Here is a 21,607-nt window from a genome sequence, read left to right as displayed (position 1 = left end):
TGCCGGCGGCTAAGCGCCGCAATAGAGCCTTGGCACTCGGCGCAGGTTGCAAAAAATCTGATAGGGGATGGTCTCGGCGGCGACGGCAACGTCACTGGCGAGGATGTGCTTGCCCCACAGTTCCACAGTGGAACCGAGGCCCGCTTGGGGCAAGTCGGTGAGGTCGACACACAGCATGTCCATGGACACGCGCCCCAGCAACCGGCTGCGCTGGCCAGCCACCAGCACCGGTGTGCCGGTCGGCGCATGGCGCGGGTAACCATCGGCATAGCCCATGGCAACCACACCGACGCGCATCGGCTTGGGCGTGACGAACCTGGCGCCGTAGCCCACCGGCTCACCGGCTGGCAATTCGCGCACGCAGATCACTTTGGACTCCAGGGTCATCACCGGCTGCAAGCGCGCGGCGAGGGCCTGGTCTTCGCCAAAGGGCGTTGCGCCGTACAGCATGATGCCGGGGCGCACCCAGTCACTGGACACGCTCGGCCAGCCCAATACAGAGGGTGAGTTGCGCAGGCTGACTTCAGCCGCCAGCCCCTGACGCGCCGCCTCGAAGACCGTTACTTGTTCGTTGCTGCTGACGCAATCGAGCTCATCGGCGCGGGCAAAATGGCTCATCAACACAATTTTCGCCACTTTGCCGCTGGCCAGCAGGCGCTGATAGGCCTCCTGGTAATCCTTGGGGTGCAGGCCCACACGGTGCATGCCCGAATCCAGCTTCAGCCACACTGTGAGCGGTTTGCTCAGGCGCGCCTGTTCGATGGCCTCCAACTGCCACAACGAATGCACCACGCACCACAAATCCTGCTCGATGATCAGCGGCAACTCGTCGGCTTCGAAAAAACCTTCCAGCAGCAACACCGGCGCACGAATGCCGGCGGCTCGCAGTTCCAGCGCTTCCTCGATGCACGCCACGGCAAACCCGTCAGCTTCGGCTTCCAGCGCCTGGGCCACGGGCACCGCACCATGGCCGTAGGCATCGGCCTTGATCACGGCAAGGGCCTTGGCCCCGGTGACTTCTCGGGCCAGTTGGTAGTTATGGCGCAGGGCTTGGAGGTCGATCAGGGCACGGGCTGGACGCATGGCGGCAGGCTTCTAGGCAGCAAAGTAAAAAAAACCGGTGCCGACCAACAACCTCGGCACCGGGAGAGGGATCGTTGTTAAGGCAGCGCAGCCACGACAGACAGCTCTACCAGAATCTCGGGTTCGCACAGCTTGGCTTGCACGGTGGCGCGGGCCGGGGCGACGCCTTTGGGCAGCCATTTGTCCCATACCGCGTTCATCAGGGCGAAGTCGGCGTCAATATCCTTCAGATAGATCGTCACCGACAGCAACTTGGTCTTGTCGGTACCGGCAAGGTCCAGCAAGCGCTCGATATTGGCCAGGGTTTCACCGGTCTGTTGTTCAATCCCGGCGCTCATATCGTCGCCGACTTGCCCTGCCAGATACACGGTACCGCTGTGGACAACGATCTGGCTCATGCGCTCATTGGTGAGCTGGCGCTGGATTGACATGTTGTGCGGACTCCTGGTGGTTGCCATAACGGGAAATATCGAGGCCTGCGGCGCTGATCTGCGGCGTTTTTTTCGCCATCAGGTCGGCCAGCAAGCGACCGGAACCACAAGCCATGGTCCAACCGAGGGTACCGTGGCCTGTGTTCAAGAACAGGTTCTTGAACGGCGTGGCACCCACAATCGGTGTGCCGTCCGGGGTGGTCGGGCGCAGGCCGGTCCAGAAACTGGCTTGGGCCAGATCGCCGCCCTGAGGATAAAGGTCGTTGACGATCATCTCCAGGGTTTCGCGTCGCCGCGGGTTCAGCGACAGGTCAAAACCGGCTATTTCAGCCATGCCACCGACGCGAATGCGGTTGTCGAAACGGGTGATCGCGACTTTGTAGGTCTCATCGAGAATGGTCGAGGTCGGCGCCATTGCCGGGTTGGTGATCGGCACAGTCAGCGAATAACCCTTGAGCGGGTACACCGGCGCCTTGATCCCGAGTGGCTTGAGCAGCTTGGGCGAGTAACTGCCGAGGGCCAGGACATAGCGGTCGGCGGTTTCCAGCTTGCCGTCGATCAGCACACCGTTGATGCGGTCGCCTGCGTAGTCCAGGCGCTGGATGTCTTGTTCGAAGCGGAATTCCACGCCCAATTGTTTGCACATGTCGACCAGGCGCGTGGTGAACATCTGGCAATCGCCCGTCTGATCGTTGGGCAGGCGCAGGGCCCCGGCGAGGATATCGGTGACGCTGGCCAGCGCCGGTTCAACCCGCGCAATGCCGGCACGGTCGAGCAATTCGAACGGCACACCGGACTCTTTCAGCACGGCGATGTCCTTGGCGGCGCCATCGAGCTGGGCCTGGGTGCGGAACAATTGTGTGGTCCCGAGGCTGCGGCCTTCGTAGGCAATGCCGGTCTCGGCGCGCAGTTCGTCGAGGCAGTCGCGGCTGTACTCGGACAGGCGCACCATTCGCTCCTTGTTCACCGCATAGCGGCTGGCCGTGCAGTTGCGCAGCATCTGCGCCATCCACAAGTATTGATCGATATCGGCAGTGGCCTTGATCGCCAGCGGCGCGTGGCGCTGAAGCAGCCATTTGATGGCCTTGAGCGGCACACCCGGCGCGGCCCATGGCGAGGCGTAGCCAGGGGACACCTGGCCGGCGTTGGCGAAACTGGTTTCCATGGCAGCGGCAGGCTGACGATCAACCACCACAACGTCGAAGCCGGCCCGCGCCAAATAGTAGGCACTGGTCACCCCAATGACGCCGCTACCCAAGACCAGAACGCGCATTTTTATATCCTCATCGCGGGCTTGGCCGCTGACGTGTGTTATTCGAGCAATGATGGGCGCAGTGTAAAAAACAATCGGCAGTGCATTTCACTATATAAATGCCTATATTTGGCGACAATTCTTGGCAAAAACCCTTTTGACAGAGGCGTATCCCCTATGCGTACCAACACCCAGACCAAGCGGGAGCTGGACAAGATCGACCGCAATATCCTGCGCATCCTGCAAACCGACGGGCGTATCTCGTTCACGGAGCTGGGGGAAAAGGTCGGGCTGTCCACCACGCCCTGCACCGAGCGCGTGCGGCGCCTGGAGCGCGAAGGGATCATCATGGGCTACAACGCACGGCTCAATCCCCAGCATTTGAAGGGAAGTTTGCTGGTATTTGTCGAGATCAGCCTGGATTACAAGTCGGGTGACACCTTTGAAGAATTTCGTCGCGCGGTGCTGAAACTACCCCATGTGCTTGAGTGCCACCTGGTGTCGGGGGATTTCGACTACCTGGTGAAAGCGCGTATTTCCGAGATGGCGTCGTACCGCAAATTGCTGGGCGATATCCTGCTCAAGCTCCCTCATGTGCGCGAATCCAAGAGCTATATCGTGATGGAAGAGGTGAAAGAGAGCCTGAACCTGCCGATTCCGGACTGAATTCAACCCCTGTAGGAGCGAGCTTGCTCGCGAAAAACCCGAGGGCGCCACGTTAAACCAGAGGCGCTGCGTTACCGTTGACGGCCTTCGCGAGCAAGCTCGCTCCTACAAGATGATCGCGTCAGACCAGCACCTGCCGGGTACTCGCCATGTACTCGTGAATCTGCTTCTCCACCCGCGGATGAATCAGCTCCACCGGCCGGCGGCCATTAGGGCACGGCAAGGTCTTGGTGGTGCCGAACAGGCGACAGATCAGCGGCCGCTCGTCATACACCGTGCAGCCCTTGGGCCCCAGGTGCACGCAGTTCAGCTCGTCCATCGCCGCCTCTTGCTCCGCGGCGGTCTTGCGCGGCAGGCGCGACATTTCCTCGGGCGAGGTGGTCACCGGCCCACAGCAGTCGTGGCAACCCGGGACGCACTCAAACGAAGGAATCTGGCGACGCAGCGCGCTGATTTTCTGACTGTTGCAACTCATCGAAACCCATACCGAACGGCGAATAGACGTGGATTCTGACGCAAAACGCCCCGCGCAGACAGCGTCGTGCGACCACTGTATCCTGCGTCAAATTTTCCAGACAGGGAGGTTCCCCATGACCGCCAGCGCCCGGCACACCGCTTCCTACTACGCTGCCAGCAGCGTGCCGCAACCGGATTACCCGACGCTGACGGGTGAGGTGAACGCCGATGTCTGTGTGATCGGCGGAGGGTTCTCCGGGCTCAACACCGCCCTGGAATTGGCCGAGCGCGGCTTTCGCGTGGTGTTGCTGGAGGCGCGCAAGATCGGCTGGGGCGCCAGCGGGCGCAATGGCGGCCAGTTGATTCGCGGTGTCGGCCACGGGCTGGATCAGTTCACCCGGGTGAGCGGCAGCGACGGCGTGCGCCAGATGAAGCTGATGGGCCTGGAAGCCGTGGAGATCGTGCGCGAGCGTGTCGAGCGCTTCCAGATCCCCTGCGACCTGACCTGGGGCTACTGCGACCTGGCCAACAAACCCCGCGACCTGCAGGGCTTGGCCGAGGATGCCGAAGAGCTTCGCAGCCTGGGTTACCGCCACGACGTGCGCCTGTTGCAAGCCAGCGAGATGGGCACGGTAATCGGCTCTGATCGCTATGTAGGCGGCATGATCGACATGGGTTCCGGCCACCTGCACCCGCTGAACCTGGCACTGGGTGAGGCTGCCGTCGCCCAGCAGTTGGGCGTGGCGCTGTACGAGCAATCCCAAGTGACCCGCATCGACTATGGCCCTGAGGTCAAGGTGCATACCGCCCAAGGCACTGTGCGCGCCAAAACCCTGGTACTGGCCTGCAACGCCTACCTGAACGGGCTCAACCCGCAACTGAGCGGCAAGGTGCTGCCCGCCGGCAGTTACATCATTGCCACCGAGCCCTTGAGCCAAGCGCAGGCCACCAGCCTGTTACCGCAGAACATGGCCGTGTGTGACCAGCGCGTGACGGTGGATTACTTCCGCCTGTCCGCCGACCGTCGTCTGTTGTTCGGCGGCGCCTGCCACTACTCCGGTCGAGACCCCAAGGATATCGGCGCCTACATGCGGCCGAAGATGCTGCAGGTATTCCCCCAATTGGCTGACGTGAAAATCGACTACCAATGGGGCGGCATGATCGGCATCGGCGCCAACCGCCTGCCGCAAATTGGCCGCCTGGCCGATCAACCCAACGTGTATTACGCCCAGGCCTATGCCGGCCATGGCCTCAACGCCACGCACCTGGCGGGCAAGCTGTTGGCCGAGGCCATCAGCGGCGAGCAACAGGGGCGCTTCGATCTGTTCGCCCAAGTGCCTCACATCACCTTTCCCGGCGGCAAACACCTGCGTTCGCCGCTGCTGGCCCTGGGGATGCTCTGGCACCGTCTCAAAGAACTGCTCTGATCAATCGCGCCAGAAGGGTTTCAAACCCTCACGGCGCGCCTGCTCGGCGGTCAGCCCGATGTCGCGTAACTGCTCGCGGCTCAGGTCCAGCAGGGCCTTGCGCGTATGACGACGGCGCCAGAACAGACTCCAGCGGCCAGGCGCAGGGGCAGTGATCACCTGTTCCTGCGCCATTTCCAGTTCCTGACTGCGTAACGCCAGCCGTACATCGCTCATGCCGCTCATTTGACTGCCCCTCATTGGCCTGTTGCCTTGAGTGACCAGCATGCGCGGGCGGCCAGAACCATGACAGATTCAGCAAACTTTTATTAAACCCATACAGATACTCCCTCTGCGCGGCTGAATCCTGTATTTTGCCTCTATCTGTACTGGTCCTCGGGAGTGAGCACCATGACCCTTTACGTCAACCTCGCCGAATTGCTCGGCACCCGCATCGAACAGGGCTTCTATCGGCCGGGCGATCGGCTGCCTTCAGTGCGGGCTTTGAGCGTGGAGCATGGGGTGAGCCTGAGCACCGTGCAGCAGGCGTATCGGTTGCTCGAAGACAACGGTTTGGCGACGCCCAAGCCCAAGTCGGGCTATTTTGTGCCGGTGGGCCGTGAACTGCCGGCGCTGCCCGAAATAGGCCGCCCGGCCCAACGGCCAGTGGAGATCTCCCAGTGGGACCTGGTGCTGGAACTGATTCGTGCGGTGCCGCGCAAAGACGTCATACAGATGGGTCGGGGCATGCCGGATGTACTGTCGCCTACCTTGAAGCCGCTGCTGCGTAGCCTCGCCCGTGTCAGCCGCCGCCAAGACCTGCCGGGGCTGTATTACGACAACATCCTCGGCTGTATGGAACTGCGTGAGCAAATTGCCCGGCTGTCATTAGATTCTGGCTGCCAACTGAGCGCCGAAGACATCGTGATCACCACCGGTTGCCACGAAGCCCTCTCCGCCAGCATTCACGCGATTTGTGAGCCCGGCGATATCGTTGCGGTGGATTCGCCCAGCTTCCACGGCGCCATGCAGACCCTCAAGGGCCTGGGCATGAAAGCCCTGGAAATCCCCACCGACCCGCTCACCGGCATCAGCCTCGAAGCCCTGGAACTGGCGCTGGAACAGTGGCCGATCAAAGTCATCCAGCTCACCCCAAACTGCAACAACCCCTTGGGCTACATCATGCCGGAAGCGCGCAAACGCGCCTTGCTGACCCTGGCACAGCGCTTTGACGTGGCGATTATTGAAGACGATGTGTATGGCGAACTGGCCTACAGCTACCCGCGCCCGCGCACCATCAAATCCTTCGATGAAGACGGCCGTGTGCTGCTGTGCAGCTCCTTCTCCAAAACCCTGGCGCCCGGCCTGCGCATTGGTTGGGTCGCACCGGGACGCTACCTGGAACGGGTGCTGCACATGAAATACATCAGCACCGGTTCTACGGCCACACAGCCGCAGATCGCCATTGCCGAATTCCTCAAAGGCGGGCATTTCGAGCCGCATTTACGCAGGATGCGCGCCCAATACCAGCGTAATCGCGACTTGATGCTTGATTGGGTCAGCCGTTATTTCCCCGCTGGCACGCGCGCCAGCCGGCCCCAGGGCAGCTTCATGCTGTGGATCGAACTGCCTGAAGGGTTCGACACCTTGAAGCTCAACCGCGTGCTGTTGGAACAAGGCGTACAGGTGGCGGTGGGCAGTATCTTCTCCGCCTCCGGCAAGTACCGTAACTGCTTGCGCATGAACTACGCTGCCAAGCCAACGGCGCAGATTGAAGAGGCCGTGCGCAAGGTGGGTGCAGCCGCTGCGGCATTGCTTGCAGAAGCTTGAGCCTATTCAAGCCGGAAGCTGCCCAGGGCCTGGAACTGGCTCAAATCAGTAATACTCACGGCCTGCCGTTTGACGATAGGCTCAACGATCATCTCAACCTGCCATTGCTGACCCTGGGTCAACGCTGCGTTTAGCCCTGGCCGAAGACGGTCGCCCGGCCGCAACAGTGAAGCGTTACGCACGCCGCCAGGCTCCCGTGACCATTCGATCATTCTCCCATCGAGCCGAGCAGAGACCACTCGCAACTGCAACTCACCCGGACCAAACCGATAAGTATCCCGACTTGCCGCCGGCGCATCGAAGCGCACTTCGAGCGCCTGCATGCGCGGGCAGTCCACACTCAATCTCACGCGCCGCTCGCCGAAACTCAACGCTGCGCCATGCCCGGAAACTTGCAGCATATTGAGCGTGCGTGCCTCATAACTCACTGAGGAGGGACTGAGCGCCAGCGTGCAATCGCCGTTCGCGTTCGCAGCGCTGGCACACACCAGCGTGGTCAGTAAAAAAATTCTTTTCATGGCTATCCTGTCGGTCAAAGGTCAATCACCCGACAACTGGCATCAGCCGTCTGGTAGGGCGCATTGGTTTGCGCAGGCTGGCGCGTGTCCAATTCGACAATACAGCGGCGCTCACCAGGTAATGGCAGGTGCAATACGACAATGGGCTCAGGCGCATCGTCCAGGTACACCACACCGGTATCAACCACCGTGGTCAAGTAGCGACCATTGCGGTCGTACACCCCCCCTCCCTTGGGTACCCACTCTCCGGTGTCGGTACGCACATTCAACATCAGCGGTCGGTGATTGCTGACGGCAAAATCGAGCCTTGGCACTGCGCCACGTCCTGCTTCAACTTGCTGAAAACCGTTGAGGACCTGCGTTTTGCTCCCTAGGCTGGCATGGTCAACTTCCAGCCGGCTCAGTTGGTAGGCCGGCAGGCTAGGTGCAACAGCGCGTCCGGCACGGTCTGTCCAGACCGGCCCTTGAGGCGTACGGACCTTGACGCCAGCGGCATCTCCGACCTTGATCAGACCAAAAGTGTCCTGCAGCGCATAAGGCGATGCAGTCACACCCTGGTCATGAATAGCCAAACCGCCTTCCACGGTCAGATCATAACTACGGTTGCCTCTACTGCTACGGGAATGCCCGACATCGACACTGGCGTAGCGCGGCACCAGGCCGAGCCGCGCATTGAAGTCCGCCTGGCCAGTCTCGGTGCGGTCGGTGGCAAGGCTGTACCGCGCGGTGTCGCTGAGTTGCTCACTGTAGCGAGCCCCCGTGCGAGCTCCGCGATGGTCATCGCGGCGAGCGTAGACACTCAAGTTGCGACTCTGCCCCAACGGCACGCTCAACGTCGCGTAAACCCCAAGGCCCCGCGCATTGGCGCCGCTGTCGCGGTCCATGCTCAATGACAGATTTACCCCCTGGAACGAGCGCGACCAACCCGCCCCCACTCTCGATATACCGCCTGCGCTGCCGCCGTCGTAACGCGAAAACGAACTGCTCAGTGCGCCCCAATAAGGGTCTGCGTAGCTCAACGAGGCACTCCACTGGCGTTCTGTCCGGGCGAAGGGGTTATCGATCGGGACGTCGGCGTCGGTGTCGTCCAAGGTTCTGAATTGCTTGCTGCGGCGAATCGCCGTGAGGTTGGCGGAAAGCTTAGGCCCGACAGAAACATTCAAACCAACCTGAGTGCTTTGACCTATTCCAGTCGACGCAGCGGAAGAACTCAATTGTTGAACATTACCCCTCAAATAGCGCGTCAACGCATGCTCCAACCCTAGGCCCAGCACGTGATAATCGGTGGCCGCCATCGCTCCGGCAGTGAACAATGTCGCCGTGTCCCACTGCCACTCCTTAGTCCCGGCAACGAAATTCGGACGATCACGCTTATCGTTGGAAAACCTGCGCACTTGCCCCCCCGCCAAAGCGAATCCTGGTGTGTTCACTACACCCGCCGGACGCAAATTGGCCGCAGGCACCCAGAATTTACGCGGCTCGGCGCCTTCCTCGATGATCGTCACTTCAAGGTCCAGCTGCAGGCTCAAAAGTGGCAAATCACGCAAGGTAAAGGGGCCGCTGGGCACCAACGTGGTGTAAATCAACGCACCATTCTGTCGCAGCTCAATACGCGACGGCCCATACGCCACCCCTTCCACAGCGGATCCCGAGCCAAGCAACCCGCCGTTCCTGGACGTAAGCCCGGTATCAGGCAGCACTTGAACCCCGCTGAAGGCACCGCCCCCAAATAACGAAGAACGCAAAGTGAGCTGCCCCAATTGCACATTGGCCTGATAACGCTCCCACGTCCTCGATGCCTGGGTGTAGACGTTTTCAAACCGGGAGTGGTTATCCGACTGGGTGTAATTCTGTCGACTGCGCAATACCCAATCGCCAGCGTTCAAACCGACTTCCGTATTGATGTGGCGATACTGGTTTGACGTTGAAGGGCCAGATACCGCAACCGCTAATGCGCTGTAATTCAAGACCCCGGCTACACCACCACGGGACCAGGTGCGCTGTAATGGCGAGGACTTGGTCAGCCAATCTACAGGCACCAGCAATGAGACCTGCTGCGTGCCAGGATCTGGACGCACCAACACATCAGTAAAATGCTGGGCCAAACGCGGACACCGAGCCTTGCCCAATGCCCCAGGCACTGCCGATACCGGAGCCTCGATGCCGGCTTGTTGAAGCAACTGCGCATCGAGACATAGATGCCCCTCGTCATCAAAAAGGGCCAATACCTGCCCGACGGAAGCACCATTGACTATCAACTCCACCTGATTTGGCCCGGCGTCGAACCGTGGTGCTGCCCGAAAGTACTCGGCCACTTGTGGACTTAGCCCCCGCGCTTCAAGCACTGCCGAATCAAAATTGATCCATTCCTGACCCCAAGCGTTTCCAGCGACAGTCATCTGTGCGGTCACGCCCACGCGTAAAGCGCAGCGAATAATGAGCTGACTCACCCCCTTGAGCATTAATGACGGCTCAGTGGGGCGTCGTAACTGCCGACGGCAAATCCGTAGGCACTTGCGGGGGAAAGCCTTACATGCGTCCCCAGCAACGAGCTTGCTTCAAGCACCAAGCGCTCATCGGGCAAGATATAGGTGCGGCCCAGGTCCAGGACAGCGCCGCCGGGGAGCAAGGTCACGGACTTGGCCAGACGGACCACATACGGGCTGGGGTTACTGACCTCCACCTTGTCGCCCACGACGCTCCAGACCAACCGCCTCCAAGGTGTGCGATCAACCGCCAGATTGGCTGGACGCACAATGAGCGGAATATTCTGTCTGACCCCAAGGCTGATACGCGCGCCCGTGCCGTCCTGGCTCGGCTTGATGCCCTCGAACACCACACGCTTGAGCCGCTCTGTTTTGAGTGGCGCAGTAGCGCGCATGATAAATCTGACCTGCTGGCTCTTGCCCGGCTCGACCCTTGCAACAGGAGGAGCCAGCAGCACCAACGGTTCGCTATCCTCGGCAATATGTTCGAGGGTGCTATAAAGCAAGGCGGGTTGATCGTCGCTGTTTTTCACATTCAACGTGGCTTCTCCCAAGCCCTCGTCGACAATCACAATGGGTGTTTCCGGCACCATGCCAACAGCGCACGCGCTAGAGCTGGTAACAAAAGCCAGGCACGACAACGTCATGGCGACGAGTGCGCGTAAAGAAATAAGACAGTGCATGCCACTCTCCGAGAGGGCCTCGTCCGCCGTGTGCAAACTCACGCCGGACGACGCCCAGTGATGCGTTGATCACGAGCCGAGAACCTCCGTGCGAGGCATCCCGGTCAAATCAGAATCTAAAGCTCCACGCAGTACGTGGGCTCACAGATACTTCATTTCGAAGGTGACCGAACCGTCGAGCTTGTACTCGTCAGTAACGGCTGGTAGCTGGGAGGTGGGACGGATAACTGCCGCCACTCTCATTTCCAGTGCGTGCTGGGTTACTGCGACGGGGCCTTGTGTAGCGTTCACACCCCACGAATAGGAGAGTGGAGCCCCCAGCACCAAACCATTGCTTGCAACCCCCCACACGGGATTAAGCGAGCTACGCACGAGGAGTTCATGCGGGTAGCCACCGGCATAAGCCCTGTTGGCCAGTAGGGCAAAACCACCAATGCCCACGCCTTGAACGTTACCCAACCCATAATAATTGGCATCAGACGTCTGATTATTGAAGATCAGCCCTGGTGCTTTGGTGGCAAAGCGGTTATCCACCACCGACACTTCAACCGCAGCCGGGGCGTCACACTGGATCCTCAGCGTGACGTTACGTGTCGGCAGATTATTTTGTGCAGTCGGGCTCAAAGCCGCGGAATGAATACGCCCCAGGTCAACGGTCGAACCACCGTTGAATGACGGAACGCAGGAAGTCGGAATAACCGTGCCGGTCACGAGCAGATCAACGCTTGCCGCCTGTGCTGCAAAGGGTGTCATGGCAGCGAGCAGCGTGACGCTCAGGAGTTGCTTTTTCATAGAAATACCAAAGTGAAAGTGGTTGAAATACACAAGATCAAAAGCGTCTCCCTACGGATCCAGTGCACACCGATCATTTCGAATCTTGAAAGAGCAACACACAGGAATAATCCAACCGAAGCGTAGGAAGCGTCACCCTTCCTAGTAATCGGCTCCACAAATCGCATGTGGGATCTTTCGAGCTTGCTGTGGTCCGATTCCGTACCATGCAGCAACGTCCCCCCACCCGAGGCACCGCACTTTGAGACTTAGCCTGCCCCTTCTACTGGCTTTGGTACTTGCGCTGCCTCTGGTCGGCTGCGCCAACGTTGAATCCATGCGCCAACCAAGCCAGGCTCTGCCGGCCGCGCAATCGTCGTTCGGTCGCTCGATCCAGGCCCAGGCCGCCCCCTACCAAGGGCGCTCGGGCTTTCGCTTGCTGCCCAACAGCAGTGAGGCCTTCATGGCGCGCGCCGAGTTGATCCGCAACGCCCAGACCAGCCTCGACTTGCAGTACTACATCGTGCACGACGGCATCAGCACACGCATGCTCGTGGACGAACTGCTCAAAGCCGCCGACCGCGGCGTGCGCGTGCGCATTCTGTTGGACGACACCACCAGCGATGGCCTCGACCAGATCATTGCCACCCTCGCCGCCCACCCCAAGGTGCAGATACGCCTGTTCAACCCGCTGCACCTAGGGCGCAGCACCGGCGTTACACGCGCCATGGGCCGGGTATTCAACCTGTCACTGCAACACCGGCGCATGCATAACAAACTGTGGCTGGCCGATAACAGCGTGGCCATCGTGGGCGGGCGCAACCTGGGCGACGAGTATTTCGACGCCGAACCCAATCTGAATTTCACCGACATCGACATGCTCAGCGTCGGGCCGGTGGCCGAGCAATTGGGTCACAGCTTCGACCAGTACTGGAACAGCGCCCTGAGCAAGCCGATCGATGACTTTGTCTCGAACAAACCCTCCAAGGTCGACCTCGCCGTCGCCCGCGGGCGCCTTGAGGCCTCCCTCGCCCAATCCCGTCAGCAGAACCACGCGCTGTATAACCGCCTGCGCACGTACCAGACCCAACCCCGCATGGACATCTGGCGCCGCGAGTTGATCTGGGCCTGGAACCAGGCGCTGTGGGACGCACCGAGCAAGGTACTGGCCAAGGCCGACCCCGACCCACGACTGCTGCTGACCACTCAGCTGGCGCCAGAGCTTGCGGGGGTCAGCCATGAACTGATCATGATTTCGGCTTACTTCGTGCCGGGCCAACCTGGGCTGGTCTACCTTACAGGGCGCGCCGATGCGGGTGTTTCGGTGCGCCTGCTGACCAACGCCCTCGAAGCCACCGACGTGCCGGCCGTGCATGGTGGTTACGCACCGTATCGCAAGGCGTTGCTGGAGCACGGGGTGAAGCTCTATGAACTGCGCAGGCAACCCGGCGACCCCAGCGCAAGCAGCGGCCCGCGCCTGTTTCGGCATGGCAGCTGGCGCGGCTCGGACTCCAGCCTGCACAGCAAGGCGATGATTTTTGATCGAGAAAAGTCGTTTATCGGCTCATTCAATTTCGACCCGCGCTCAGTGCTGTGGAACACCGAAGTCGGCGTACTGGTGGACAGCCCCGAGCTGGCCGAACACGTACGCAACCTCGCGCTGCAAGGTATGGCGCCAGCGTTGAGCTATGAGGCCAAACTGCAGGACGGCCAGTTGGTGTGGGTGACAGAAGACAACGGCCAGATGCACACCCTGACCCGCGAACCGGGCAGTTGGTGGCGGCGGTTCAACGCCTGGTTCGCCACCAGTGTTGGCCTGGAACGCATGCTCTAAAAACCCTGTAGGAGCGAGCTTGCTCGCGAAAACGCCAACGATAACGCAGCGCATCTGGTTTAACGCGGCGCCCTCCGGTTTTTCGCGAGCAAGCTCGCTCCTACAATGGGTTGCATTTCGAGGTCAGGCCGGCTGCGCGGCACCGAATGCACCTTGGCGCAGCAACAGCACCACCAACCCCAACGCCCCAGCCGCCATCAGCAGCGGCAGCGCATGCCCGCTGATCCACTGGCTGCCCGCTCCCGCCACTAGCGGCCCGATCAGGCAGCCAATGCCCCACAGCTGCGCCACGTGAGCGTTAGCACGCACCAACGCATCGTCGCGGTAGCGCTCGCCAATCAAAATCAGCGACAAGGTAAACAACCCACCGGCACTCGCACCGAACACCACCCACACCGGCCAGATCAGCAACGTGTGCATCAATACCGGCACCGCCAGGCTCGACGCCAGCAACAGCAGCGCACAGGCCAGGAACAGGGTCCGTCGCGGCAGGTAGTCGGCCAGTGCGCCAATGGGCAATTGCAGCAACGCATCGCCCACCACCACCGTACTGACCATCGCCAAGGCGATCTCGGCGGTAAAACCCTGTTGCAGGCAGTACACCGGCAACAACGTCAGAATCATCGCTTCGAAGGCAGCGAACAACGCCACGGCCCAGGCAATCGCTGGCAGGCCCAGGCAAAAGCGCCACAGGTCGCCAAACGTCACGCTGAACGAATCCGCCGTCGGCGCCCCGGTGCGTCCCAGCAACAGCAGCGGCGCCACCACCAAAAGGCCCGCGCCGACCCAGAAGCCGTAGTCATGGTCGGTGCCAATCAGGCCCAGCAGCAACGGTCCCGACAGCTGGCTCAAGGCATAACTGCAGCCATACAGCGCCACCAGCCGGCCACGCCACTGTTCGACCACCAGTTGGTTGATCCAGCTTTCGCCAAGGATGAATACGATGGTCAGGATCACCCCGATCATCAGCCTGAGCACCAGCCACACCGGGTAGCTGGGCAGGATCGCCAGCAAGCCGATGGACACCGCACCAGCCCACAGGCACAGGCGCATCAGGTTGGCAGTGCCGAGCCAGGACGCCATGCGGCTGGAGATCTTGGCCCCCAGCAGCACGCCGAACGCCGGCATCGCCGCCATCACGCCAATGGCGAAACTGCCATAACCCCAGCCTTCCAGGCGCAGGGATACCAACGGCATACTGACCCCCAGGGCCAGGCCAACGCTGAGTACCGAGGCCAGCACGGCGAAATAAGTCGCCCAACGCATTGCCACGCTCCTGTGGATAATTCTGGTTTGCAAAACGAACTGTAGGAGCGAGCTTGCTCGCGAAAAACGTTAACGATGACGCGTTCATGCTGGATAAACGCGGCGCCTTCAGGTTCTTCGCGAGCAAGCTCGCTCCTACAGGGGGATCAGCGGTGTTGCTTAGAGCTTGATCCAGGTCGCTTTCAGTTCGGTGTACTTGTCGAACGCATGCAGCGACTTGTCGCGGCCATTACCCGACTGCTTGAAACCACCGAACGGTGCGGTCATGTCGCCGCCGTCGTACTGGTTAACCCACACGCTACCGGCACGCAGAGCCTTGGCCGTCAGGTGTGCCTTGGAGATATCCGCCGTCCACACCGCTGCGGCCAGGCCGTATTGGGTGTCGTTGGCGATGGCGATGGCCTCTTCGGCGCTGTCGAAAGTGATCACCGACAGGACTGGGCCAAAGATCTCTTCCTGGGCGATCTTCATGGCATTGGTCACGCCGTCGAAAATCGTCGGCTCGACGTAGGTGCCGCCGGACTCTTCCAGGGTGCGCTTGCCACCTGCGACCAGCTTGGCGCCGTCGGCGTGGCCGGCTTCAATGTACGACAGCACGGTGTTCATCTGCTGCGTATCCACCAAGGCACCGACCGTGGTGGCTGGGTCGAGCGGGTTGCCAGGCTTCCAGCCCTTGAGGGCCTCGATCACCAGCGGCAGGAAGGTGTCCTTGATCGAACGCTCGACCAGCAGGCGCGAGCCAGCGGTGCAGACTTCGCCCTGGTTGAAGGCAATGGCGCTGGCGGCGGATTCGGCGGCCGCTTGCAGGTTCGGCGCATCGGCAAACACGATGTTCGGGCTCTTGCCACCGGCTTCCAGCCAGACACGCTTCATGTTCGACTCGCCGGAGCGGATCAACAGTTGCTTGGCGATCTTGGTGGAGCCCGTGAACACCAGGGTGTCGACGTCCATATGCACCGCCAGGGCGTTACCCACGGTGTGGCCATAGCCAGGCAGCACGTTGAACACGCCTTTTGGAATACCAGCCTCAACGGCCAACGCGGCAATGCGGATGGCAGTCAGCGGGGATTTTTCGGACGGCTTCAGGATGACAGAGTTACCGGTGGACAGCGCCGGGCCGAGCTTCCAGCAGGCCATCATCAACGGGAAGTTCCACGGCACGATGGCGCCAACGACGCCGACGGGCTCGCGGGTCACCAGGCCCAGTTGATCGTGAGGCGTGGCGGCGACTTCGTCGTAGATCTTGTCGATCGCCTCGCCGCTCCAGCTCAGGGCTTGCGCCGCGCCGGGGACGTCGATGTTCAGGGAGTCGCTGATGGGCTTGCCCATGTCCAGGGTTTCGAGCAGCGCCAGCTCTTCGGCGTTGGCCTTGAGCAGCGCGGCGAAACGGATCATGACGGACTTGCGCTTGGCCGGCGCCAGGCGCGACCACACGCCGGAATTGAAAGTGGCACGCGCATTTTCTACGGCGCGCTGGGCGTCGCTGGCATCACAGCTGGCGACAGTGGCCAGCAAGCGTCCATCCACCGGGCTGATGCATTCGAAGGTGTCGCCGGAAACGGCGGCGGTGTATTCGCCATTGATATAGGCGCGGCCTTCGATCTTCAGAGCCTTGGCGCGTTGTTCCCAGTCGGCACGGGTCAGGGTGGTCATGCGAGTGTCCTCCTCTTATTGAATACAAGGGCCTGGGAGGTTTATCCCGGCGCCATCACGAATGCTTGCCCGACCAGCCTGCGGTTCGGCTCAAGGCAGCTGCCACCCTAAACCAGCGGCTGGGGATGTTTCAATATATTTGACATAACGGTGGCAAACGCCCTTGCGATGTTCATTTTAATAAACATAGACTTTGGGCTCTCCAACCGCAGGCCAGACGGGAAATGCACATGAGCATCCAGGACATCGTCGATTTCAGCCAAGCCAACACCGCCCCCGAACGTTACCGCCCTGCCGCCGAGAAAATCCTCAAGGGCGATCCCGAGCAGACACTCTACAACCACTACAACAGCCCATGCGGCCAGATGAACGCCGGCGTCTGGGAAGGTGAAGTGGGCCAGTGGAAAGTCAACTACACCGAGCATGAGTACTGCGAGATCGTGCAAGGCGTGTCGGTGTTGCGCGATGCCGAGGGGAATGCCAAGACCCTGCGGGCCGGCGACCGCTTTGTGATCCCTGCCGGTTTCAGCGGTACCTGGGAAGTGCTGGAAGCGTGCCGCAAGATCTACGTGGTGTTCGAAGAGAAAGCCTGATCACCAAACTCCAGGCAAAAAAAAGCCCGCATCGTGAGATACGGGCTTTTTTTCACAAGGAAGAAAATCAATTACTTGATTTTGCCTTCTTTGTAGATCACGTGCTTGCGAACGCGCGGGTCGAACATTTTCTTTTCGAGCTTGTCCGGGGTAGTACGCTTGTTCTTGTCGGTAGTGTAGAAGTGACCAGTACCGGCGCTAGAGATCATTCGAATCAATTCACGCATGATAGAGCTCCTTAGATCTTGCCAGCGGCACGGATTTCGGCCAGCACGACAGTGATGCCACGCTTGTCGATAATACGCATGCCTTTAGCAGATACACGCAGGCGAACAAAACGTTTCTCTTCTTCAACCCAGAAGCGGTGATGCTGCAGGTTCGGCAGGAAACGACGACGGGTTTTGTTATTTGCGTGGGAAATGTTATTCCCAGTCACCGGACCCTTACCGGTAACTTGACAGACTCTCGACATGCCTCAGCCCTCTAAAACCACATGCCCAACCCGGCATGGGTTGGCCGCTTAATCTCTCAGTCATTTGGCGCCAGGCGCCGCGTTTCTTTAGGGTCTTACCGGCTACACCTACAGTGAAGGAACCGGGCCCCTAGAAAAGAGCGCTGCTTTATACCAGAAAGACCCCAGTGCAACAACAACCTGTGTACTTTTAGCAGCGTAAATCGTGACCACAAGCGCCTGAACCGCTGCCAGGATGGGCCGCTGTAACAGCCGACCGCTCGTCGCACAGAATGATTTACAACGCCTGCGGTCACAGGGAAGTGCACGGCGCAACACGCGCAGGCGCCATCAAAACAGCATTTTGGCCAAAAGCACAGGCAAAAATGGGCTAGTCATTTATCAATCAGACCTCTACGGTAGGCTTTTTCCAGACTGCACTCGCAGATGGGCCTTCGATCTGCACAGGAAACCGAATATGCGCCTCGCTGCCCTACCGCTATTGCTTGCCCCTCTCTTTATTGCGCCAGTGGCCGTTGCCGCCACCAATTTGAGCGTTTGCACCGAGGCCAGCCCCGAAGGGTTCGATGTGGTGCAGTACAATTCGCTGACCACCACCAACGCCTCGGCCGATGTGCTGATGAACCGCCTGGTGGAATTCGACGCGGCCAGTGGCAAGTTGGTACCCAGCCTTGCAGACAGCTGGGAAGTGTCGCCCGATGGGCTCACGTACACCTTCAAGCTGCACCCCGATGTGAAATTTCATCGCACCAGCTATTTCAGCCCTAGCCGCACCTTGACCGCCGAAGACGTGCGTTTCAGCTTCGAGCGCATGCTCGACCCGGCCAACCCGTGGCACAAGATCGCCCAGAGCGGTTTTCCTCACGCCCAATCCCTGCAATTGCCCACACTGGTCAAGAAAATCGACGCCCTTGACCCGCTGACCGTGCGCTTCACCCTCGACCACGCCGACTCCACCTTCCTGCCGGCACTGAGCATGGGCTTTGCCTCGATCTACCCGGCCGAATATGCCGACAAATTGCTCAAGGCCGGCACACCCGAGAAGCTCAACAGCCAGCCCATCGGTACCGGCCCGTTTGTGTTCGTGCGTTTCCAGAAAGACGCCGTGGTGCGTTACAAGGCCAACCCGGACTACTTCGCCGGCAAACCGGCGGTGGATAACCTGATTTTCGCCATCACCCCGGACGCCAACGTACGCCTGCAGAAGCTGCACCGCGATGAGTGCCAGATCGCCCTGTCGCCCAAGCCCCTGGATGTGGGCGAAGCGGAAAAGGACCCGGCACTGAAAGTCGAGAAAACCGCTGCGTTCATGACCGCATTCGTCGCCATCAACAGCCAGCACCCGCCGCTGGACAAGCCCGAAGTACGCCAGGCAATCAACCTGGCCTTTGATAAGGGCAGCTACCTCAAGGCCGTGTTCGAAGGCACCGCCGAAGCGGCCAACGGTGTCTACCCGCCGAACACCTGGAGCTATGCCAAAGAGTTGCCAGGCTACCCGCAGGACCTCACCAAAGCCAAGGCGCTGCTGGGCCGCGCCGGGCTCAAGGACGGCTTCAAGACTACGATATGGACACGCCCTACCGGCAGCCTGCTCAACCCCAACCCGAACCTCGGCGCCCAACTGTTGCAGGCCGACCTGGCCAAGGTTGGCATCCAGGCCGAGATTCGCGTGATCGAATGGGGCGAGTTGATCCGCCGCGCCAAGGCCGGCGAGCACGACTTGCTGTTCATGGGCTGGGCCGGCGACAACGGCGACCCGGATAACTTCCTGACGCCGCAGTTCTCCTGCGCTGCGGTGAAGTCCGGTACCAACTTCGCCCGCTATTGCGACCCCACCCTGGATAAGTTGATCAGTGCCGGCAAAACCACCAGCGAGCAAGGTGTGCGCAGCAAGCTGTATCAACAGGCCCAGGCGCAGATCCAGCAACAAGCGCTGTGGTTACCGCTGGCGCACCCAACGGCGTTTGCCTTGACCCGCAAGAACATCGATGGGTACCAGGTAAGCCCGTTCGGCCGCCAGGACTACTCGAAGGTCAGCCTCAAGCCCTAAGCCCCACCACCTGTAGGAGCGAGCTTGCTCGCGAAAATCGACAACGATGACGCGGCAAGCCTGACGCCCCGCGGGGTTCTCAAGTTTTTCGCGAGCAAGCTCGCTCCTACAGACAGAGGCGGGGTTATTACAGCCAACCGTATTCAGCCATCGACAACGGATCACCATCGCCCACGATGATGTGGTCCAGCACACGCACATCCACCACATCCAGCGCCTTTTGCAGCAATTTGGTCAATTTTCGATCAGCCGCGCTGGGCTCCGCGCTCCCCGACGGGTGGTTGTGACACAGGATCAACGCCGCCGCGTTGTACGCCAAGGCGCGCTTGACCACTTGTCGCGGATAGACAATCGCAGCGTCGATGGTGCCCTGGGACATGACCTCGAACCCCAGCACCCGATGCTTTGAGTCCAGGAACAGGCAGCCGAAGATCTCATGGGGCTCATGGCGCAGCAGCGCCTTGAGGTACTCGCGCACGGCCAACGGGCTCTCCAGCACCGAGTCAGCCCGCAAGCGCTCGGCCAGGTGGCGCCGGGACATTTCCAGCACCGCCTGCAGTTGAGCGAACTTCGCCGGCCCCAGCCCCAGATGCTGGCTGAACAGCGTCTGGCTGGCCTCCAATAACGGGCGCAGGCCACCGAATTGCGCCAACAGATGGCGCGCCAAGTCGACTGCACTTCGGCCGGCAACTCCCGTACGCAGGAAGATCGCCAACAGCTCGGCATCGGACAGGCTCGCCGCGCCACCGTCCAATAACTTCTCCCGCGGACGCTCCGCCACGGGCCAATCACGAATACTCATCCCACCTCCCTGTATCTGCTCCGCTGTTGCCCGGCGGGCGCTGTGTTATCGTAGGGCCCTCTTTTTTGCCGGCGATTTCACCTGGGGAGGGGTCATCGCAGGCGTCACTGAACTGGCATCACTGAACTGGAAAGGCAAACCAATGCAGCGTCTGTATCGGAAACGCATCGTTCTCGGCGTCGGCGGCGGCATTGCCGCCTACAAGAGCGCAGAGTTGGTTCGCAGGCTCCTGGACCAGGGCGCCGAAGTGCGCGTGGTCATGACCCGTGGTGGTAGCGAGTTCATCACCCCGCTGACCATGCAGGCCCTGTCCGGCCACCCGGTTCACCTCGACCTGCTGGACCCGGCAGCAGAAGCCGCCATGGGCCATATCGAACTGGCCAAATGGGCCGACCTGGTGCTGATCGCCCCGGCCACCGCCGACCTGATCGCCCGTCTGGCCCAGGGCATTGCCGATGACCTGCTCACCACCCTGGTATTGGCCACCGACGCCACCGTCGCTATCGCACCGGCCATGAACCAGGCCATGTGGCGCGACCCGGCCACCCAGGCCAATACCCAACTCCTGCAAACCCGCGGCCTCAAGGTGTTCGGCCCGGCGTCCGGCAGCCAGGCCTGCGGCGACGTCGGCCTGGGCCGCATGCTCGAAGCCACCGACCTCGCGCAATGCGCCGCCGAGTGCTTCCAGCACCTGGCCCTGACCGGCAAGCACGTGCTGATCACCGCCGGCCCAACCCAGGAAAACATCGACCCGGTGCGCTACATCACCAACCATAGCTCAGGAAAAATGGGCTTTGCGTTGGCAGAAGCCGCGGTCGAGGCAGGCGCACGGGTCACGCTGATCACAGGCCCCGTGCATTTGCCAACCCCTGATCGCGTCACGCGAATCGACGTAGTCAGCGCCCGGGACATGTTGGCGGCCTGCGAAGCTGCCATTCCCTGCGACCTGTTTATCGCCTCGGCAGCGGTTGCGGATTACCGCCCGGAAGTCGTCGCCCCGCAGAAGCTCAAGAAAGACCCTACGAGCGGCGACGGCCTGCTCCTGCAAATGGTGCGTAATCCAGACATCCTGGCCACCATCGCTACCCGTCCAGACCGTCCGTTCAGCGTCGGCTTCGCTGCCGAGACCGAGCACCTGCTGGACTACGCCGCACGCAAACTGAAAGACAAAAACCTCGACCTGATCGTTGCCAATGATGTCGCCAACCCGAGCATCGGCTTCAACAGCGAGGAAAATGCGTGCAGCGTGATCGACCGCGAACTGCACGCCACCCTTTTCGCCCAGACCAGCAAGGGCAAGATTGCCCGCCAACTGATCTCTTTTATCGCCCAACGGCTGAACCAGGTTTAATCTC

21 protein-coding genes are annotated in these 21,607 nt (G+C 60.9%); 7 read left to right on the top strand and 14 right to left on the bottom strand.

Annotated elements, in window-relative coordinates; genetic code table 11:
• Positions 1 to 9: 9 nt before the first annotated feature.
• From alr to dadA, 3 genes are all read right to left on the bottom strand, one after another.
• Positions 10 to 1,083, bottom strand: a complete 1,074-nt coding sequence (gene alr / locus MF6394_RS05965; RefSeq protein WP_032894547.1) for an alanine racemase — start codon at positions 1,081 to 1,083, stop codon at positions 10 to 12.
• 77 nt (positions 1,084 to 1,160) lie between these two features.
• Positions 1,161 to 1,514 carry a RidA family protein gene (locus MF6394_RS05960; protein ID WP_044269829.1) on the bottom strand — a complete coding sequence of 118 codons (354 nt, stop codon included), beginning with the start codon at positions 1,512 to 1,514 and terminating at the stop codon, positions 1,161 to 1,163.
• Positions 1,486 to 2,787, bottom strand: a complete 1,302-nt coding sequence (gene dadA, locus MF6394_RS05955) for a D-amino acid dehydrogenase (RefSeq protein ID WP_003195458.1) — start codon at positions 2,785 to 2,787, stop codon at positions 1,486 to 1,488. Before dadA ends, MF6394_RS05960 begins: the two co-directional genes overlap by 29 nt.
• 156 nt (positions 2,788 to 2,943) lie before the next feature.
• Here dadA and MF6394_RS05950 point away from each other — a divergent pair, with 156 nt between their 5' ends.
• Positions 2,944 to 3,432 (top strand): Lrp/AsnC ligand binding domain-containing protein, encoded by a 489-nt coding sequence (locus tag MF6394_RS05950; protein ID WP_003176896.1) that lies wholly within the window; start codon positions 2,944 to 2,946, stop codon positions 3,430 to 3,432.
• Between the two features lie 121 nt (positions 3,433 to 3,553).
• Here MF6394_RS05950 and MF6394_RS05945 read toward each other — a convergent pair whose 3' ends face one another.
• Positions 3,554 to 3,907 carry a YkgJ family cysteine cluster protein gene (locus MF6394_RS05945; protein WP_003195461.1) on the bottom strand — a complete coding sequence of 118 codons (354 nt, stop codon included), beginning with the start codon at positions 3,905 to 3,907 and terminating at the stop codon, positions 3,554 to 3,556.
• 115 nt (positions 3,908 to 4,022) lie between these two features.
• On the opposite strand from MF6394_RS05945, the gene MF6394_RS05940 reads away from it, so the two are divergent.
• Entirely contained in the window at positions 4,023 to 5,315 is a 1,293-nt protein-coding gene (locus tag MF6394_RS05940; protein ID WP_078466325.1) for an NAD(P)/FAD-dependent oxidoreductase, read from the top strand.
• On the opposite strand, the gene MF6394_RS05935 is transcribed toward MF6394_RS05940, so the two are convergent.
• On the bottom strand, positions 5,316 to 5,540 hold the full coding sequence (locus MF6394_RS05935; RefSeq protein WP_069557953.1) for a DUF1127 domain-containing protein: 225 nt from the start codon (positions 5,538 to 5,540) through the stop codon (positions 5,316 to 5,318).
• 165 nt (positions 5,541 to 5,705) lie between these two features.
• On the opposite strand from MF6394_RS05935, the gene MF6394_RS05930 reads away from it, so the two are divergent.
• Complete coding sequence (locus tag MF6394_RS05930) at positions 5,706 to 7,124, top strand: aminotransferase-like domain-containing protein (protein WP_044269838.1); 1,419 nt, start codon at positions 5,706 to 5,708, stop codon at positions 7,122 to 7,124.
• A 2-nt stretch (positions 7,125 to 7,126) separates the two neighbouring features.
• Here the strand turns inward: MF6394_RS05930 and MF6394_RS05925 are convergent, their stop codons facing one another.
• From MF6394_RS05925 to MF6394_RS05910, 4 genes are all read right to left on the bottom strand, one after another.
• A complete protein-coding gene (locus tag MF6394_RS05925) occupies positions 7,127 to 7,660 on the bottom strand; it encodes a hypothetical protein (RefSeq protein ID WP_153046002.1) in 534 nt (177 codons plus the stop codon).
• Positions 7,657 to 10,104: a fimbria/pilus outer membrane usher protein gene (locus MF6394_RS05920; RefSeq protein ID WP_238597275.1), complete on the bottom strand. Its 2,448-nt coding sequence runs from the start codon at positions 10,102 to 10,104 to the stop codon at positions 7,657 to 7,659. The genes MF6394_RS05925 and MF6394_RS05920 overlap by 4 nt, the downstream gene beginning before the upstream one ends.
• The gene (locus MF6394_RS05915; RefSeq protein WP_069557955.1) at positions 10,104 to 10,811 is read right to left on the bottom strand and encodes a fimbria/pilus chaperone family protein; all 708 of its coding nucleotides are present in this window, start codon (positions 10,809 to 10,811) and stop codon (positions 10,104 to 10,106) included. Before MF6394_RS05915 ends, MF6394_RS05920 begins: the two co-directional genes overlap by 1 nt.
• A gap of 141 nt (positions 10,812 to 10,952) precedes the next feature.
• Positions 10,953 to 11,603 carry a DUF1120 domain-containing protein gene (locus MF6394_RS05910; RefSeq protein ID WP_047712273.1) on the bottom strand — a complete coding sequence of 217 codons (651 nt, stop codon included), beginning with the start codon at positions 11,601 to 11,603 and terminating at the stop codon, positions 10,953 to 10,955.
• Between the two features lie 316 nt (positions 11,604 to 11,919).
• Between MF6394_RS05910 and MF6394_RS05905 the strand changes: the two genes are divergently transcribed.
• Complete coding sequence (locus MF6394_RS05905) at positions 11,920 to 13,416, top strand: phospholipase D family protein (protein ID WP_228391054.1); 1,497 nt, start codon at positions 11,920 to 11,922, stop codon at positions 13,414 to 13,416.
• A 123-nt stretch (positions 13,417 to 13,539) separates the two neighbouring features.
• On the opposite strand, the gene MF6394_RS05900 is transcribed toward MF6394_RS05905, so the two are convergent.
• A complete protein-coding gene (locus MF6394_RS05900) occupies positions 13,540 to 14,682 on the bottom strand; it encodes an MFS transporter (protein WP_069557957.1) in 1,143 nt (380 codons plus the stop codon).
• Between the two features lie 159 nt (positions 14,683 to 14,841).
• Positions 14,842 to 16,335: an aldehyde dehydrogenase gene (locus MF6394_RS05895; RefSeq protein ID WP_003195472.1), complete on the bottom strand. Its 1,494-nt coding sequence runs from the start codon at positions 16,333 to 16,335 to the stop codon at positions 14,842 to 14,844.
• A 230-nt stretch (positions 16,336 to 16,565) separates the two neighbouring features.
• Between MF6394_RS05895 and MF6394_RS05890 the strand changes: the two genes are divergently transcribed.
• Entirely contained in the window at positions 16,566 to 16,928 is a 363-nt protein-coding gene (locus tag MF6394_RS05890) for a cupin domain-containing protein (RefSeq protein ID WP_014720478.1), read from the top strand.
• A 71-nt stretch (positions 16,929 to 16,999) separates the two neighbouring features.
• On the opposite strand, the gene rpmG is transcribed toward MF6394_RS05890, so the two are convergent.
• Together rpmG and rpmB are read right to left on the bottom strand one after the other, a co-directional pair.
• Positions 17,000 to 17,155: a 50S ribosomal protein L33 gene (gene rpmG / locus MF6394_RS05885; RefSeq protein ID WP_003176906.1), complete on the bottom strand. Its 156-nt coding sequence runs from the start codon at positions 17,153 to 17,155 to the stop codon at positions 17,000 to 17,002.
• 11 nt (positions 17,156 to 17,166) lie between these two features.
• The gene (gene rpmB, locus MF6394_RS05880; RefSeq protein ID WP_003176907.1) at positions 17,167 to 17,400 is read right to left on the bottom strand and encodes a 50S ribosomal protein L28; all 234 of its coding nucleotides are present in this window, start codon (positions 17,398 to 17,400) and stop codon (positions 17,167 to 17,169) included.
• A gap of 457 nt (positions 17,401 to 17,857) precedes the next feature.
• Here rpmB and MF6394_RS05875 point away from each other — a divergent pair, with 457 nt between their 5' ends.
• On the top strand, positions 17,858 to 19,450 hold the full coding sequence (locus tag MF6394_RS05875; RefSeq protein ID WP_044269851.1) for an ABC transporter substrate-binding protein: 1,593 nt from the start codon (positions 17,858 to 17,860) through the stop codon (positions 19,448 to 19,450).
• 127 nt (positions 19,451 to 19,577) lie between these two features.
• Here the strand turns inward: MF6394_RS05875 and radC are convergent, their stop codons facing one another.
• Entirely contained in the window at positions 19,578 to 20,252 is a 675-nt protein-coding gene (gene radC / locus MF6394_RS05870) for a RadC family protein (RefSeq protein WP_047712074.1), read from the bottom strand.
• 142 nt (positions 20,253 to 20,394) lie between these two features.
• Between radC and coaBC the strand changes: the two genes are divergently transcribed.
• Positions 20,395 to 21,603 carry a bifunctional phosphopantothenoylcysteine decarboxylase/phosphopantothenate--cysteine ligase CoaBC gene (gene coaBC, locus MF6394_RS05865; protein WP_003195481.1) on the top strand — a complete coding sequence of 403 codons (1,209 nt, stop codon included), beginning with the start codon at positions 20,395 to 20,397 and terminating at the stop codon, positions 21,601 to 21,603.
• Positions 21,604 to 21,607 lie beyond the last annotated feature (4 nt).

Source organism: Pseudomonas sp. MF6394, assembly GCF_002018845.1.
Classification (GTDB): Bacteria; Pseudomonadota; Gammaproteobacteria; order Pseudomonadales; family Pseudomonadaceae; genus Aquipseudomonas; species Aquipseudomonas lactis.
The sequence above is the reverse complement of the archived record's forward strand: the minus strand, read 5'-3'. Positions and strand labels throughout refer to the sequence as shown.

Coding starts and splice junctions, on each gene's coding strand:
- alr (WP_032894547.1), bottom strand. CDS start 1,083: ATGCGTCCAGCCCGTGCCCTGATCGACCTCCAAGCCCTGCGCCATAAC.
- MF6394_RS05960 (WP_044269829.1), bottom strand. CDS start 1,514: ATGTCAATCCAGCGCCAGCTCACCAATGAGCGCATGAGCCAGATCGTT.
- dadA (WP_003195458.1), bottom strand. CDS start 2,787: ATGCGCGTTCTGGTCTTGGGTAGCGGCGTCATTGGGGTGACCAGTGCC.
- MF6394_RS05950 (WP_003176896.1), top strand. CDS start 2,944: ATGCGTACCAACACCCAGACCAAGCGGGAGCTGGACAAGATCGACCGC.
- MF6394_RS05945 (WP_003195461.1), bottom strand. CDS start 3,907: ATGAGTTGCAACAGTCAGAAAATCAGCGCGCTGCGTCGCCAGATTCCT.
- MF6394_RS05940 (WP_078466325.1), top strand. CDS start 4,023: ATGACCGCCAGCGCCCGGCACACCGCTTCCTACTACGCTGCCAGCAGC.
- MF6394_RS05935 (WP_069557953.1), bottom strand. CDS start 5,540: ATGAGCGGCATGAGCGATGTACGGCTGGCGTTACGCAGTCAGGAACTG.
- MF6394_RS05930 (WP_044269838.1), top strand. CDS start 5,706: ATGACCCTTTACGTCAACCTCGCCGAATTGCTCGGCACCCGCATCGAA.
- MF6394_RS05920 (WP_238597275.1), bottom strand. CDS start 10,104: ATGCTCAAGGGGGTGAGTCAGCTCATTATTCGCTGCGCTTTACGCGTG.
- MF6394_RS05915 (WP_069557955.1), bottom strand. CDS start 10,811: ATGCACTGTCTTATTTCTTTACGCGCACTCGTCGCCATGACGTTGTCG.
- MF6394_RS05910 (WP_047712273.1), bottom strand. CDS start 11,603: ATGAAAAAGCAACTCCTGAGCGTCACGCTGCTCGCTGCCATGACACCC.
- MF6394_RS05905 (WP_228391054.1), top strand. CDS start 11,920: ATGCGCCAACCAAGCCAGGCTCTGCCGGCCGCGCAATCGTCGTTCGGT.
- MF6394_RS05900 (WP_069557957.1), bottom strand. CDS start 14,682: ATGCGTTGGGCGACTTATTTCGCCGTGCTGGCCTCGGTACTCAGCGTT.
- MF6394_RS05895 (WP_003195472.1), bottom strand. CDS start 16,335: ATGACCACCCTGACCCGTGCCGACTGGGAACAACGCGCCAAGGCTCTG.
- MF6394_RS05890 (WP_014720478.1), top strand. CDS start 16,566: ATGAGCATCCAGGACATCGTCGATTTCAGCCAAGCCAACACCGCCCCC.
- rpmG (WP_003176906.1), bottom strand. CDS start 17,155: ATGCGTGAATTGATTCGAATGATCTCTAGCGCCGGTACTGGTCACTTC.
- rpmB (WP_003176907.1), bottom strand. CDS start 17,400: ATGTCGAGAGTCTGTCAAGTTACCGGTAAGGGTCCGGTGACTGGGAAT.
- MF6394_RS05875 (WP_044269851.1), top strand. CDS start 17,858: ATGCGCCTCGCTGCCCTACCGCTATTGCTTGCCCCTCTCTTTATTGCG.
- radC (WP_047712074.1), bottom strand. CDS start 20,252: ATGAGTATTCGTGATTGGCCCGTGGCGGAGCGTCCGCGGGAGAAGTTA.
- coaBC (WP_003195481.1), top strand. CDS start 20,395: ATGCAGCGTCTGTATCGGAAACGCATCGTTCTCGGCGTCGGCGGCGGC.